Raw genomic sequence first — 13,609 nt, 5'->3', positions numbered from 1 at the left:
CCCTTCCCCGGCGGGGGGTCACGGCCCGTCCCTCACCGGGTCCGGGACGCTCCCGGCGGCGAGCGCCTTCCGGGACCGGCGCTCGGCCAGGATCGGGACGTACTTCCTGACCTTGGCCTGCCGGAACGAGCCGTACGCGGCCTCCACCGTCGCCTCGACGGTGTCCGCGTCGACCGAGGGGTAGGCCGCCCTCAGGCGCGCCACGGTGGTCCGGACGGCCGCGAGTTCCTCCGGGGTGGGCGACCACTCGTCCGGGGTCCCGTCCCGTGTCTCGTGCGGTGTCGGCGCACCGGGATCTTCGAGCGCAGGGGCGATCCCGGTCCGTTCCGCGCCCTGGAGTGTTGCCGGTGCCATTTCCCACGACCTTCGGACCGCCGATCCGCACATGCCGACATCGGGTGAGGACGTCCTTCATGGCGATTCTCTGCCAAATGGGACAAGATCGCCCATCGTGCGGTCCGTGCGACCCTGCGCGGCCTAGCAGGCGTCGGGTCCCTTGTAGGTGGCATCGCACTCCGCGAGGCCGCCGCGGGCGACCTCCGCGCACAAGGTGGTTTCGACCTTGCCCAGGAGGCGGGTCAGTTCGGCGCGTTCGGCGGCGTCCAGACCGTCCAGGGTCTGGCGTTCCAGCTCGCCCCACGCCTCGCGGACCTCGACCAGGAGCTCGCGGCTGGCGTCCGTCGCCTCGACCAGGGACGCCCGGCGGTCCGCGGGGTCCGGGCGGCGCCGCACGTGGCCGGACTGCTCCAGGCGCTGGAGCATCTTGGTCACCGTCGAGGGGTCGAGGCCGAGCGCCTTGATCAGCTCGGACTGGCGCACGGCCCCGCAGTCCCAGAGGTGCATCATCAGGAACTCCTGCCCCGGGTGCAGCCCCAGGTTCCGCAGGGCCCGGCCCGCTGTGATCCGGTGGAGTCGGGCGACCCGGCTGATGGCATGACTCACCGGCCCGTCCAGCACCGCACTCGGCACCGCCGCGCACTGCGTGACGGGGCGCGGCTCCTGTACGGATTCCGCGGTCATGGAAGGGCTCCTCCTGGTCGGTCCGGCATGTCTGCGCTGTGGATTCTACCGCCCGTCCTTATTTTAGCTTGGTCGGCCAAGTAATGGGGTACGCTGCATCTCGCAGTCAATCATTGGCCGACCAATTATCTTGTGGGGTAGCAATGACCACCGCCTTCGAACCGGTACACGTCGCCGGCACCACCCTCGCCAACCGGATCGCCCTCGCCCCGATGACCCGCAGCCGCGCAGGTCAGGGCGGCGTCGCCACCGGCCTCGTCGCCGAGTACTACACCCAGCGCGCATCCGCCGGCCTGATCATCAGCGAGGGGATCCAGCCCTCCGTCGTCGGGCAGGGCTACCCCTTCACCCCCGGCCTGCACAGCGCCGAGCAGGTCGCCGCCTGGCGCGAGGTCACCGACTCCGTGCACGCGGCGGGCGGCCGGATCTTCGCCCAGCTGATGCACTCCGGCCGCATCGGCCACCCGAGCCTGCTGCCCGACGGCCTCGTCCCCGTGGCCCCCTCCGCGGTGGCCGCCCCGGGGCAGCTCTTCACCGGCGACGGCATGAAGGACTTCGTCACCCCGCACGAGCTGACCGCGGCCGAGATCCGTCGGACCGTCGCCGACTACGCGCAGGCCGCCCGCAACGCGATCGAGGCCGGTTTCGACGGCGTGGAGCTGCACGGGGCCAACGGATACCTGATCCACCAGTTCCTGGCCCCCGGCTCGAACCTGCGCACCGACGAGTGGGGTGGCCCCACGGAGAACCGGATCCGCTTCGCGGTCGAGGTGGTCGAGGCGGTGGCCGCCGCGATCGGCGCCGAGCGCACCGCGCTGCGCGTCTCGCCCGGCAACACGTACAACGACATCTCCGAGCCCGACCCGCGGCCCGTCTACGAGGCCCTGGTCAAGGAGATCGACGGACTCGGCCTGGCCTACCTCCACGTCCTGGAGCACGGCCCGGAGGCACGGGAGACCACCCTCGCCCTGCGCAAGCAGTTCTCCGGACCGTTCGTACTGAACCCGGCGACCGACGGACCCACCGACCACCGCGCCCTCCCGCTGATCGAGGACGGCGTCGCCGACCTCCTCGCCTTCGGGGCGCTCTTCCTGGCCAACCCGGACCTGCCGGAGCGCCTGCGCACCGAAGGCCCGTACAACACCCCTGACCCGACCACCTTCTTCGGCGGCGACGCCCGCGGCTACACGGACTACCCGACGCGCTAGAGGAGTTCAGGGGTGCCTCGTCGGTCGGCCCGGCCGGCTCCGGCAGTATGACCCCGTGGATTCCATACCCCGCCGCCGCGCCGGCGCCGCCGCCCCCGCCCTCCGACGGACCCGGTCGGTGGCCGCCGCGGCCGCGGTGGTGACCGTGGGCGCGGGGCTGGGACTGCGGGCCGCCACGACGGGGAGCACGGCGAAGTACGGCGGAGACGCCCTGTACACCGTCCTGTTGCTGACCCTCGTCGTACTGGTCGCGCCCCGGCTGACACCCCTGCGGGCCGCCGGGACCGCGCTGGCCGCCAGTTGGGCCGTCGAATTCCTCCAGCTGACCGCCGCACCCGCCGAGCTCTCCCGGCACAGCCTGGTGGCCCGCCTGGTCCTCGGTTCCACCTTCAACGCACCCGACCTGTTCTGGTACGTGGTCGGCGCGGCGGCCGGCTGCCTCCTCCACACCGCGCTCGCGCCGTCCGACGGGCCCGACAGAGAGGTCGGACATGACCCACGACGATGATGAGCCGATCTTCAAGCGGAGCAGGTGGGGGACGAACCGCTACCACTACAACCCCGCCAACCCGATCGGGGCGGCGCTGATCGTCATCACCCTGGTCTTCGTCGCGACGATGATGATCATGATGACCAACCGGGTGGGGCCGTTCGCGCCCGACCCCGAGCCCACGGGAGGGAACTCGCCGACCGTCGCCCCCACGGCGCCCTGACCCGTCGGACACCACCGCGTCCCGCAGCAGCGCAGCAGGTGCCCGACGGGCGGGCCGGTCGGGCGCGGCGGGCCGGTCAGGGGGACCGGCGCGCGGTGTTCAGCCGGGCGGCCTGGCGCGTCAGGTGATCGCGCTCGGCGAAGTTCAGCGCCTTCATGGCGGCCTCGGCGTACAGCCGGGCCGCCGTCACCACGTCGCCGTCGCGTTCGTGGAGGTACGCGGCCACCGCCGTGCGGCGGGGCAGTGCCTCGTCCAGCGCCGCGAGCGCCGCCAGCCCGGCGCGCGGTCCGTCGGCCTCACCGACGGCCACCGCGCGGTTCAGCCGTACGACCGGGCTGTCGGTCAGGAGCGCGAGCTCGTCGTACCACTCGACGATCTGCACCCAGTCCGTCTGCTCGGCGGTGGGCGCGTCCGCGTGCAGAGCCGCGATGGCGGCCTGCGCCTGGAACTCGCCCAGCCGGTCACGAGCGAGGGCCGCCTGCAGGATCCGTACGCCCTCGGCGATCGCCGCGGTGTCCCACTTGCCCCGGTCCTGCTCGGCGAGCGCCACCAGGCTGCCGTCGGACGCGGTCCGGGAGGCGCGCCGGGCGTGGTGGATCAGCATGAGGGCGAGCAGTCCGGCCACCTCGGGGTGGTCGACGCGGGCCGCGAGCTGCCGGGTGAGCCGGATGGCCTCGGCGGCGAGGTCGACATCGCCGGAGTATCCCTCGTTGAAGACCAGGTACAGCACGCGCAGCACGGTGGCGACATCGCCGGGACGGTCGAACCTTCCCCTGGCTCTTCGAGCAGGGGAGACCCCATGGTCGGAGAGCGTGCGCTTGGCCCGGCTGATGCGCTGCGCCATGGTCGCCTCGGGCACCAGGTAGGCCTGGGCGATCTGGCGCGTGGTGAGCCCGCCGACGGCGCGCAGCGTGAGCGCCACGGCGGCCGACGGCGTCAGCGACGGGTGGGCGCACAGGAAATACAGCTGGAGCGTGTCGTCCACGGCCGGTGCGGGTCCGGGCGGCGGTTCCTCGTCCACCAGGTCCTCGCGCCGGCGCCGGGCGCTGTCCGCCCGGGTCGCGTCGAGGAAGCGCCGCCAGGCCACGGTGACCAGCCAGCCCTTCGGGTCCCGCGGCGGTTCGGCGGGCCAGGTGCGGACCGCCTCGACCAGTGCCTCCTGGACGGCGTCCTCGGCCGCCGCGAAGTCTGCTCCGCGGCGGACGAGGATCCCGAGCACGCCCGGCGTGAGGCTCCTGAGCAGGGCCTCGTCCATCGGTGAGGTCACTCCGTGGTGCTCGGGTGCGCGGACAGGAACGGACGCAGTTCGAGCCACTCGTGGATCGGCTTCCCGCCCGCCCCGGGGGCTGCCGACAGCTCTCCGGCCAACTCCACGGCGCGCTCGTAGCTGTCGACGTCGATCACCATCCAGCCGGCGATCAGGTCCTTGGTCTCCGCGAACGGACCGTCGGTGACCGGCGGGCGCCCTTCGCCGTCGTAGCGGACGAAGGTCCCCTCGGGGGCGAGTGCCTGACCGTCGACGAACTCGCCGGTGCCTTCGAGGCGTGCCGCGAAGTCGTTCATGTACTGGATGTGTGCCGAGATCTCCTCGGGCGTCCACCGGTCCATGGGGACGTCGTTGACGGCTGCCGGGGCGCCGCGGTAGTGCTTGAGCAGCAGGTACTTGGCCATGACGCTTCTCCTCGGTGCTGGTGCGACCCATTGTGGTCGCCTTCACCCCTGGGACGGAGCCGGCCACGGGTTCTCGACATCCCCGTCCGAAGTTTTTCGCTCCGGGCCGATCCGGACCCCGCGCGGCCGCGCATCGTGGGGGGCGGGGCGACGCGGATCCCGCCGAATGCACGCGGAATCAGCCCATCCGGATTTCGGCCCCGTGCGCGGTTCCACGGCACTTTCCGGATGCCCGCCGAGGTCGGAGGGCCACCGGCGACGCCGGGGCGCAGCGGCAGGACCGGCCGCCTCCGGCCACGCGCCCCCGCACGCCTCCCGCCGTGACGTTCCCTCGCGGTGGTAGCTGGGCAGCCGCTTGATGCTGATCGATCGTCTCGTGAGGGGAACCCGATGACCAAGGTTCTGGTGCTGCACAGCGTGTGCCTCGTGAGGTCGGCCCTGGCCGCGTTGCTGAGATCGGAAGGCGATTTCGACGTCACCTCGGCCGGCTGGCGGGCCGCCGCGCGCCAGGCCGAGTTCTTACGACCCGACGTGGTGGTCGTGGACCTCGACTGTCCGGGCGTCTCGGCCGCCCTCCACGCGGACGTGGGCGCCGCCCGCCTGCTGCCCTCCTCGCCCGCACCCACCCCACTGCTGGTGCTCGCCCGCGCCGACCTGCCCGGCGCGCTGCGGCGCGCCTTCCGGACCCAGGCGCTCGGCTACGTGGACAAGGACGGCTCGCCCGCCCGACTGGTCCGGGCCGTCGGCAAGGTCGCGGCGGGGGAACGCTTCATCGACGCCGCGCTCGCCTCGGCCTTCATGGAGGCCGACCCCATGCCGCTCAGCCCGCGCGAACTGAGCGTGCTGGCCCGCGCCGCCGAGGGCGACTCGATCGCGGAGATCGCCCGCGCCCTGCACCTCGCCAGCGGAACCGTCCGCAACTACATGGCCGCGGTGACCCGGAAGACCGGCGCCCGCAACCGGATCGATGCCATCCGGATATCTCGGCGAGCCGGCTGGGTCTGAGCCGCCGGCCCGAGGGGCCCCGGACCCTTCCTCACCCTTGCGCGTTCCACAGACCCACCAGATCCCGGTACAGGGGCGACCTGGCCGGGAGCTCCGCATGCGTGCCGCACACCGCCCGGGTCCCGTCGAGTACGAGGACCCGGTCGGCCCTGACGGCGGAGGAGATCCGGTGGGCGACCACCACCAGCGTGCCGGGGCGCTCCGCGAGCGCCCGCTCGGCACGCTCCTCGGCCCCCGGGTCGAGGTGGCAGGTGGCCTCGTCCAGCAGCAGCAAGGGGGCGGGGGAGAGGTAGGCGGCGGCGAGGGCGAGGTGTTGCCGCTCGCCCGGGGTGAGCCGGCCCGGATCGACGACGGCGTCCGGTCCACCGAGCCGGGCCACGAGCGCGTCCGCGCCGAGGACGGCCGTGGCCCGCTCCACCTCGCCCCGGGACACCGGGCCGGGGCACAGGTGGGTCAGGTTCTCGTGGACCGTACCCGTGAAGACGTACGCCTGTTGCGGCAGCAGCGTCCGGCGGACGTCGGGGCCGTACCCGGGGGCGGCGCGCCCCGGGGTGCCGCACGCGGGGGCGCCCGCCACCCGTACGGTTCCCCGGCCGGGCGGCAGCAGACCGGCGATCAGGGCGGTGAGGGTGGACTTGCCGATGCCGCTCGGCCCCACCACGGCCAGGTGCTCGCCGGGCCGGACCACCAGGTCGAGGTCGTCGATCACCGGATGCGCGCGAGGACCGTAGGCGAACCGGACCCGCCGCAGCTCGACGGCCGGTGCGGGGGGAGCGGCCGGTGCGGCCGGTGAGGCGGGCGCGGGTGCAGCGGGTGCAGCGAACGGGTCGGATGCGGGTCCCGGGTCCGCCGCCAGGGGTTCGGCGTTCGGCCGCGGGGCCTCTTCCGGATCGCAGAACCGGTCCAGCACCACCAGCAACCGGGTGCCCGCCGCGCCCACCGCCGTCATCAGCGCGTCCAGGGCGGGCAGCAGCGACTGCACGAGGTAGGTGAGCGCCCCGGCCACGGCCCCCGCGCTCACCCCGCGCCCGAGCAGCCAGGGGGTTCCGGCGAGCAGGACGACGACCGGCAACCGGCCCGCGACGCCCAGGGCCAGCGTGCGCAGGGCGGTCCACCCCGCGAGCCGCCCGGTCAGCCGTTCCTGCTCGGCGATCAGGGGCTCGATCCCGGCCCCCGCGCTCGCCCCGCCCCCGCACGCGACCACGTCACGCAACCCCGCCGCCAGTTCGCCCGTGCGCCCGGACAGCGCCTCGTCGGCGTCGAGCGCCGCCCGCTGCACGCGCGCCATCGGGCGCAGCGTGGCGAGGAAGGCCGCCGTCCCCAGGAACAGCGCGGGCAATACGAGGACCAGCAGGACGGGGGCCAGCGCGGCCAGCCCGAGCAGCGCGCCCAGAGCGGTGAAGACGAACGACCGGGCGATCAGCACCAGTCCGGCGAAGGAGTCCCGGGCCATCTCGGTCTGCTGGGTCAGCCGGGACACCGCACCCGAGTCACCGGCCCGCGACGCCCTCGCCGGATCGGAGACGGCCAGCCCGATCGCCTGGCGCACGGAGCGCCGTACGAGGCCGTCGCGCAGCGGTTCGACCAGGTCCGCGAGCCCGCCGAACACCCCGCGCAGGGCCAGGGCGCCGAGCAGCGAGCCCACCCCGGCCACGGCCAGCCAGCCGATGCCGGTACCGGTGCGGCCGGCCAGGAAGCCGTCGTCGAGGGCGCGGGCCACCGCGTACCCCCCGAGGAAGGTGTGCGCGGACTCCAGCAGCGACCAGAGCACGAGCCGGCGCAGGGTCCGGGTCCGGCCGCGCACGAAGCGGCGGCCCTCGCGGGACACCCGGCGCCACGTGCCGTGCTCGCTCATCGCACCGCCTCCCGGCCCGGCGGCTCCGCATCCGCCTCCGGCCGCGCATCCGTCTCCGGTCGGGCCCCTTCGCCGAACACCGCCCGGTAGGCGGGGTCCCGCCACAGCTCCGCGTGCGGACCGGTCGCCCGCACCCGCCCCGCGTCGAGCCATACGACGAGGTCGGCGCGGGCGGCCGAGGAGACGCGGTGGGCGACGACCAGGCGGGTCCCCGGCCGGACCTCGCGGGCCAGCGCCCGCTCCACCTCACGGGCGGTGAGGGTGTCCAGGCTCGACGTCGCGTCGTCCAGGACGAGCAGCCGCCCCGCACGGTGGAACGCCCGTGCCAGGCCGAGACGTTGCAACTCGCCGCCGGACAGCGGCGCGTCCGCGAGCGCCGTGTCGTAGCCCTCGGGCAGCCGGCGCACGAAGGCGTCCGCCCCGGCCGCCCGCGCGGCGGCGCGCACGGCCTCCGGGTCCGGGCCGGACCCGGGGCACGGTCGCGGGCCGTCGCCGAAGGCGATGGCGTCCGCGACGGTGCCCCCGAAGAGGGCCGGTCGTTCGAAGGCGTGGCCGACCTCGCGGCGCAACTCCTCGGCGGACAGCTCGTCCAGCGGCACGCCGTCGAGCAGGACCCGGCCCGCGTCGCACGCGGTGAGCCGCCCCGCGACAGCGGCCAGGGTCGTCTTGCCGGAGCCCGATCGGCCGACCACGACGGCGGTCGCCCCGCCGGGGATCCGCAGGTCGACGTCGTGCAGCAGTACGGTGCCCGCGCGGACGACCCGTACCCCGCACAGTTCCAGCGTGCCCGGTCCCGAGGCAAGCGATCGGCGCTCCCCCTGGGGGAGCTCGGGCAGTTCGAAGAGGGCCGCGGTGCGGCGGGCGGCGGCCCGGCCGCGGACCACGGCGGCCAGCCGCCCCGTCACGGCGCCGACCCCGGCCGCGAGGCCCGCGTAGCGGACGGCGGCGAGGAGCCCGCCGACGCCGAGGGCGCCCTCGGCGAGACGGACCCCGCCCACGCCGAGGACCACGTAGAGCAGCAGGGGCATGAGGGCACCGGTACGCGCCACGGTCGCGCCGTAGATCCGCCACGTCCGCCGTCCCTCGGCGCCGAGCTCCGGCAACCGGGCCAGTACGCGCGCCTGTTCGCGTGCGGCGGTCCCGGCGGCGGCGATGGTACGGGCGCCCCCGAGAGCCTCCACGAGCCGGCCGGCCAGGTCCAGCTGGACCTCCTGGTAGCGGCTGACGCTGGCGCCCGAGTCTCGGGCGAACGCCCTCAACAGCACGGCGAGCAAAGGCAGTCCGGCGAGGAAGGCCAGCGCGGTCCATACGTCGACCAGGACCAGCGCGACGAGCCCGCCGAGCGGGGGGATCAGTGCCACGGACGCGGTCACGACGGCCGCCGGAACGGCCCCGGCGGTGGTGGCCTGCGCGGTCAGTCGGGCGGAGACTTCGCCGGGGGAGTGGCGGGCGGCCCGGTGCGGCGCGGTGCGCAGCAGTCGCCCGAGCCCGAGCCGACGCAGCCAGGCGGTGGAGCGGGCGTCGACACCGCCGGTCAGCCGGGCCGTCGCCGCGTCGAGCAGCACCTCGGCGGCGATCACCGCCGCGCACCAGGCGGTCCACCGGGCGCCCGCGGGATCCTGCCGCAGCAGCAGGTCGAGGGTGTGGCCGAGGACCGCCGGTTCGGCCAGGGCCGCGCCGGCGGCGGCCACCGAGCAGGCGGACGCGGCGGCGAGCCGGCCGGCGCTGTGCCGCGCGGCCGCCCGCAGGGCCCGGTCGGCGGTGCGGGCGGTCGACGCCTCGCCGGAGGAAGCGGGCACGGTCATGGGGCGCGGCCTCCAGGGGTGTGGTGCGGGCCCGGGCGGTGTACCGCCCGGGCCCGGGAGGACCTGATCCCTGATCAGTTACAGGTCGTGATGCTCAAGCTGCTGTCGCCGCAGAGCAGCAGGCTGGCGCGACTGCCGCCACCGCCACCGTGCGCGGCCTCGCTGGTCTCTTCCTTCGGGGTTTCCATCGACTGCAGGTCGAGAAGCGTCATGTCCGTTTCCTCTTCACTGTGGTGTTCCGATGGGACACGGCCCCCGCGAGGGGGACCGGCTCTGGGACCGCCGCGGCCGACCGCGGCGGAGGGAGGAACGGCAGCTGCGCGCGCCCACCGGGCGCGGCGCTGCCCAGGGCGAGGAGCGCACCGGCCGTGCCCGTGGACAGGTCCATGGACAGGCGCATCATCTGCTCGCCGGGGAAGGCCAGGAAGCCGCGGTACGGGACCGCGTGCCGGGCCAGGGCCTCCACCTGCCGGGCGATGTCCGCGGGGCCGGAGCCGGGACCCGGCGTGGTGGTCCGCGCCAGGTGGAGGATCATCCCGGCCGCGCCGCGGAACAGCCCGGGTTGGGCGTAGAAGGTCGCCTGGGCGGCGCGGACGATCTCCGGCCGGGCGCGTTCGAAGCGGTCGTCCCGCGCGTGCTCCGACCAGTCGTCCAGCACCATGCCGATCCCCACGCTGCCGGCGCCGAGGTAGGGCATCGTGCGCCAGCCCTCGTCGACCTGCAGCGTGCCGAAGGCGCTGGTCGCACAACGGTCGAGATCGCGATGCAGGGCCCGGCCGGCCCGGATCAACCACTCCTGGTCGCGGGTGCGTTCGTAGAGCCGCAGATGGAGCAGCGCGGGACCGCTGTGCCCGTGCAGAAGCCCGGCCCGGTTCGGCCCGGACGTGGTCGCGGGGTCGGCGAGGAGATCGGCGCAGCGCAGGGCCGCGTCGTGCAGTGCGCTCTCGCCGGTGGTCGAGCCCAGGGAGTCCAGGGCCAGGCCGATGCCGGCGAGTCCGCCGTGCAGGTCGGGTCCGACCGACTGCCAGGGCTGGCCCAGCAGTTGCTCGGCCAGGGCCAGCGCCCGGTCGCGGTGCCCGAGCCGTTCCAGGGTCCACGCGAGACCGGCGAGGCCGTCGTAGAACCCCAGCGGCATGCCGGAAGCCGGTTCCTTGGTCCGGGCCAGCAGCCATTCCTCGGCCTCGGGCCAGGGGTCGGCGCCGGTCTCGGCGAGCGCGTACAGCACACCGGCCGCGCCGTGGCCGAAGCCGGTTCCGCCGCCGGCCGTCGCGAACTGGGCCGGGTCCCCGGGGAAGAGGCGGTCCTCTCGGTCGAAGGTGGCGCTCGCCCGGATCGCCGCCGTCATCGAGGCACGGGCGGCCTCCGGATCGTCCGGTTCGACGGGCAGGTAGCGGCGGCGGGCGCGGGGTACGACCGGGTGAGGGCCGAAATCCGCGCGGGAGGCAGGGTCGGAACCGGGGTCCGGATCCGGGTCTGGGTCCGGGTCCGGGTCCGGGTCGGCGAGGATCTCCCGGACCGCCTCGTCGAGGAACGCGCGGGGGACCGGGAACTGCTCGGCGGCGATGTCGGCCAGGTGCGCCGCCTTGGCCCGGTCCAGCACCAGCAGGCTGGTCAGCGGGAGGAACAGCGCGAGCCGCAAGCAGGCGAGGGCATAGCGGTCGACGGCGAAGCCGCGTCGGCCGGCCGGGGCGACGAACGCCGGATTGGCGACGGTCTGGCGCAGCCCCTCGTCGACGTGGGCGGCGGCCTCGAAGTCGAGCAGCGCGACCGACGGCGCGCCGGTCACCTCGTCCTCCGCGACCATCACGTTGAACAGGTGCAGGTCGTTGAAGACGATGCCGCGGGCGTGCACGGCCTCCACGGCCCGCGTCACCTGCCGGTGGATCTCCAACGCCCACCGGGTGTACTCGGCGAGCTCCTCGGGATCGGGCTCCGCCTCGATCAGCGGGTGCCGGCGGGCGAAGTAGGTGTTGAGGGGCTTGCCCTCCAGGTGCTGCATCACGAGGAAGTGGTGGTCCCCGACGGTGAAGGTGCCGTGCACCGAGGGGACGCAGTCCAGCCCGGCCAACTGCTCCAAGGCCCTGCGTTCACGGTGCAGCCGGGTGACGGCGTCCGCCCCGTCGGCCGCGAGCCCCGCGAAGGGGCGCGCCTCCTTCAGGACGACCGGCTCGCCGGTGCGCACGTCACGGCCGACGTAGACACCGCCGCCGTTGGAGAAGTGCAGGGCCCGTTCGACCGTGTACGGAAGCCCTTCGAGGGTGACGGCCGCGCGTCGGGCCAGATGGGGTGCGAGGAACGCGGGCGGCTCGACCCACTCGGGCGGTCGGAACACCGGACCCCGTGGGTCCGGCACGAGCCGGCCGTCCGGGGTCTCGATCGCCGGGACGAGTTCACCGCGGTCGTCGTAGCAGTGCCGCAGGGTGAAACTGCCGTAACGCAGGTGCACGGGGCCGTCGTTCCAGCGCAGATCGCTCAGGATGTACGGGCCGGGTTCCCCGGTCAGCAACGCGTCGAGCTCCTCGGCGATGCGCCGGCACTGCTCCTCGTCCGTCGGGTACACGGTGAGGAACTTGCCGCTCGCCGCGCGGTCGGCGTACTTCGCGTTGCGCAGGTGCAGCAGGTACCGGCTCGGCACGAACTTGAACGCGATCCGGCGTTCCACGCAGTACGCGTGGACCCGTTCGAGGACGGATTCGGCGTTGTCCAGGCACGCCGAGACGTGGATCTTCCAGCCCTGGGAGGGAAGCAGGGCGTCGACGGGCCGCAGCGCCGACCAGTCCCCGCTGCGGTGCGTCTGCCACCCCGCCGGCACGGGGGCCGTGGCGGCCGGGTAGTTCTCCTCGGTCCGCCGGTACGGCGCGTCGTAGAACCAGCGGTCGGCGTCGCAGAAGGCGGCGTACCCCTTGTTCACTCCTGCTCCCTCGGTCGGTGACGTGTCCACGCTGTCACGCGGTCCGAGGGCCGCGACAGTCGCGGCTGTCACCGATGAGGTGTGCAGTACGCACGAGTCACAAGGGGCCCGCGGAGGCCTGAGGAGGCCCGAGGGTCAGATCGTCAGTCCTTGCTCGCCGACTGCCAGCTCATGTCCCAGCCGTACTCGATGTCCGCGGCCTGTTGCTTGAAGATGCCGGGCGCCAGCAGGAGGTACTTCGCCTCGCGTCGGACGATCAGCTCCCCGCCCACGTTCTCGATCAGGGCGATCGCGGCCACCGGAGAGGGGACGGTGCACTCGTCCAGGCGCACCTCGATCGGCGGACCGACGGGGGGATGAAGGGTGGCGACCCCTTGCAGGCCCGCGAAGCTGGTGGCTCCGGCGTAGATGACGACGAAGACCAGGAGGCGCTTGATCTCGGCCGCGTGATCGAGGTTGATCATGAGGTTCTCGCCGGCCTCGCTCGCACCGGTCCGGTCGTCGTGGTCCAGCTGGATGTACGGCGGCTGGTGGAAGGAGCCGAACTGGTTGTCGATGGGATGGACGATCCCCTTCGTTCCGTTCCGCAGCTCCCACAGGCAGGAGAGGTCGAGGTCGACGTCCTCCAGCCGCACGGCGTCGTTCCCCTTGCGCATCCACCCGCGCGGCGGCGCGGCGACGCTCCAGGTCAGATTGACGCGCATGCCGCCGGAGGTGGCCCCCTGCTTGGTCAGCGACACCGCGGGGGCCGCCTTCGTCAAGGTGATCTTCGACAGCCGTACCGGGCGGGCGGGCGCGGGCACGGTCACCTCCGGCCGCACGGGCGCCGGAACGGGCGCGGGCGGGGCCGGGGTCGGGGCGGGATCGTCCACCGTGATCCCGAAGTCCGTGGCGAGACCGGCCAGCCCGGAGGCGTACCCCTGGCCCACCGCCCGGAACTTCCACGCACCGGCCCGCCGGTACAGCTCCCCGAGCACGAACGCGGTCTCCGACGTGGCGTCCGTGGCGTCGAACCGCGCCGTCTCCTCGCCGCTCCGCGCGTCCAGCACGCGTACGAAGAGGTCGGACACCTGACCGAACGTGCCGTCGGTGGAAGCCGCGACCACCACGGTCCCGATCTCGTCCTCCACCCCGGACAGCGTCACCGCGATCGTTTCGAGCACGCCCGCGCCGTCCTGCCGCCGCCCCTCGTGACGCACGGCGCCACTGGGGTGCACGGGCTGGTTGTAGAACACGAAGTCGTCGTCCGACCGCACCTTGCCGGCGGCCGTCAACAGCAGGGCCGACACGTCCACATCGGGCGCACCGGGACCCCCTCGCCAACCCAGCTCCACCCGGACCGCGGCACTCGGCACCGGTACGTTGGCACCCTTGCGCATGGACATGCGGTTCCCCCTTCCGCTGCTTCACTCCGACTCCCG

At 74.0% G+C, this 13,609-nt stretch carries 13 protein-coding genes; 4 read left to right on the top strand and 9 right to left on the bottom strand.

Annotated features, from left to right (window positions below; all coding sequences use genetic code 11):
- Positions 1–18: 18 nt before the first annotated feature.
- A complete protein-coding gene (locus tag ACWG52_RS03065; protein ID WP_389801827.1) occupies positions 19–354 on the bottom strand; it encodes a three-helix bundle dimerization domain-containing protein in 336 nt (111 codons plus the stop codon).
- Between the two features lie 123 nt (positions 355–477).
- Positions 478–1,020: a MarR family winged helix-turn-helix transcriptional regulator gene (locus ACWG52_RS03060; protein ID WP_389801830.1), complete on the bottom strand. Its 543-nt coding sequence runs from the start codon at positions 1,018–1,020 to the stop codon at positions 478–480.
- A gap of 143 nt (positions 1,021–1,163) precedes the next feature.
- Here ACWG52_RS03060 and ACWG52_RS03055 point away from each other — a divergent pair, with 143 nt between their 5' ends.
- From ACWG52_RS03055 to ACWG52_RS03045, 3 genes are all read left to right on the top strand, one after another.
- Positions 1,164–2,228, top strand: coding sequence for an alkene reductase (locus tag ACWG52_RS03055; protein ID WP_389801833.1), 1,065 nt, complete (start codon positions 1,164–1,166; stop codon positions 2,226–2,228).
- 64 nt (positions 2,229–2,292) lie between these two features.
- Complete coding sequence (locus tag ACWG52_RS03050) at positions 2,293–2,736, top strand: ribosomal maturation YjgA family protein (protein WP_389803286.1); 444 nt, start codon at positions 2,293–2,295, stop codon at positions 2,734–2,736.
- Positions 2,720–2,941 (top strand): hypothetical protein, encoded by a 222-nt coding sequence (locus ACWG52_RS03045; RefSeq protein WP_389801836.1) that lies wholly within the window; start codon positions 2,720–2,722, stop codon positions 2,939–2,941. The genes ACWG52_RS03050 and ACWG52_RS03045 overlap by 17 nt, the downstream gene beginning before the upstream one ends.
- Before the next feature lie 76 nt (positions 2,942–3,017).
- On the opposite strand, the gene ACWG52_RS03040 is transcribed toward ACWG52_RS03045, so the two are convergent.
- Together ACWG52_RS03040 and ACWG52_RS03035 are read right to left on the bottom strand one after the other, a co-directional pair.
- On the bottom strand, positions 3,018–4,196 hold the full coding sequence (locus tag ACWG52_RS03040; RefSeq protein ID WP_453127712.1) for an RNA polymerase sigma factor: 1,179 nt from the start codon (positions 4,194–4,196) through the stop codon (positions 3,018–3,020).
- Between the two features lie 8 nt (positions 4,197–4,204).
- The gene (locus ACWG52_RS03035; RefSeq protein WP_266354282.1) at positions 4,205–4,612 is read right to left on the bottom strand and encodes a YciI family protein; all 408 of its coding nucleotides are present in this window, start codon (positions 4,610–4,612) and stop codon (positions 4,205–4,207) included.
- Between the two features lie 390 nt (positions 4,613–5,002).
- Between ACWG52_RS03035 and ACWG52_RS03030 the strand changes: the two genes are divergently transcribed.
- The gene (locus ACWG52_RS03030; protein WP_390138455.1) at positions 5,003–5,617 is read left to right on the top strand and encodes a LuxR C-terminal-related transcriptional regulator; all 615 of its coding nucleotides are present in this window, start codon (positions 5,003–5,005) and stop codon (positions 5,615–5,617) included.
- Between the two features lie 31 nt (positions 5,618–5,648).
- Here ACWG52_RS03030 and ACWG52_RS03025 read toward each other — a convergent pair whose 3' ends face one another.
- From ACWG52_RS03025 to ACWG52_RS03005, 5 genes are all read right to left on the bottom strand, one after another.
- Positions 5,649–7,472, bottom strand: a complete 1,824-nt coding sequence (locus ACWG52_RS03025) for an ATP-binding cassette domain-containing protein (protein ID WP_389801847.1) — start codon at positions 7,470–7,472, stop codon at positions 5,649–5,651.
- On the bottom strand, positions 7,469–9,277 hold the full coding sequence (locus ACWG52_RS03020) for an ABC transporter ATP-binding protein (RefSeq protein ID WP_389801850.1): 1,809 nt from the start codon (positions 9,275–9,277) through the stop codon (positions 7,469–7,471). Before ACWG52_RS03020 ends, ACWG52_RS03025 begins: the two co-directional genes overlap by 4 nt.
- 74 nt (positions 9,278–9,351) lie before the next feature.
- Positions 9,352–9,489 (bottom strand): SapB/AmfS family lanthipeptide, encoded by a 138-nt coding sequence (locus ACWG52_RS03015; RefSeq protein ID WP_389801853.1) that lies wholly within the window; start codon positions 9,487–9,489, stop codon positions 9,352–9,354.
- Positions 9,486–12,188 (bottom strand): class III lanthionine synthetase LanKC, encoded by a 2,703-nt coding sequence (gene lanKC / locus ACWG52_RS03010; protein ID WP_453127708.1) that lies wholly within the window; start codon positions 12,186–12,188, stop codon positions 9,486–9,488. Before lanKC ends, ACWG52_RS03015 begins: the two co-directional genes overlap by 4 nt.
- 143 nt (positions 12,189–12,331) lie before the next feature.
- Positions 12,332–13,573, bottom strand: coding sequence for a TerD family protein (locus ACWG52_RS03005; RefSeq protein ID WP_390165801.1), 1,242 nt, complete (start codon positions 13,571–13,573; stop codon positions 12,332–12,334).
- Positions 13,574–13,609: the final 36 nt, after the last annotated feature.

It is taken from the genome of Streptomyces sp. CLCI03 (assembly GCF_053615355.1).
Note: the sequence above shows the minus strand (reverse complement) of the source record. Positions and strands in the feature narration are given on the sequence as shown.

What these genes read in the sequence shown, in the direction of transcription:
- ACWG52_RS03030 (WP_390138455.1), top strand. Translation starts at nt 5,003, where the DNA reads ATGACCAAGGTTCTGGTGCTGCACAGCGTGTGCCTCGTGAGGTCGGCC.
- ACWG52_RS03065 (WP_389801827.1), bottom strand. Translation starts at nt 354, where the DNA reads ATGGCACCGGCAACACTCCAGGGCGCGGAACGGACCGGGATCGCCCCT.
- ACWG52_RS03035 (WP_266354282.1), bottom strand. Translation starts at nt 4,612, where the DNA reads ATGGCCAAGTACCTGCTGCTCAAGCACTACCGCGGCGCCCCGGCAGCC.
- ACWG52_RS03040 (WP_453127712.1), bottom strand. Translation starts at nt 4,196, where the DNA reads ATGGACGAGGCCCTGCTCAGGAGCCTCACGCCGGGCGTGCTCGGGATC.
- ACWG52_RS03045 (WP_389801836.1), top strand. Translation starts at nt 2,720, where the DNA reads ATGACCCACGACGATGATGAGCCGATCTTCAAGCGGAGCAGGTGGGGG.
- ACWG52_RS03005 (WP_390165801.1), bottom strand. Translation starts at nt 13,573, where the DNA reads ATGTCCATGCGCAAGGGTGCCAACGTACCGGTGCCGAGTGCCGCGGTC.
- ACWG52_RS03025 (WP_389801847.1), bottom strand. Translation starts at nt 7,472, where the DNA reads ATGAGCGAGCACGGCACGTGGCGCCGGGTGTCCCGCGAGGGCCGCCGC.
- ACWG52_RS03060 (WP_389801830.1), bottom strand. Translation starts at nt 1,020, where the DNA reads ATGACCGCGGAATCCGTACAGGAGCCGCGCCCCGTCACGCAGTGCGCG.
- ACWG52_RS03055 (WP_389801833.1), top strand. Translation starts at nt 1,164, where the DNA reads ATGACCACCGCCTTCGAACCGGTACACGTCGCCGGCACCACCCTCGCC.
- ACWG52_RS03015 (WP_389801853.1), bottom strand. Translation starts at nt 9,489, where the DNA reads ATGACGCTTCTCGACCTGCAGTCGATGGAAACCCCGAAGGAAGAGACC.
- ACWG52_RS03020 (WP_389801850.1), bottom strand. Translation starts at nt 9,277, where the DNA reads ATGACCGTGCCCGCTTCCTCCGGCGAGGCGTCGACCGCCCGCACCGCC.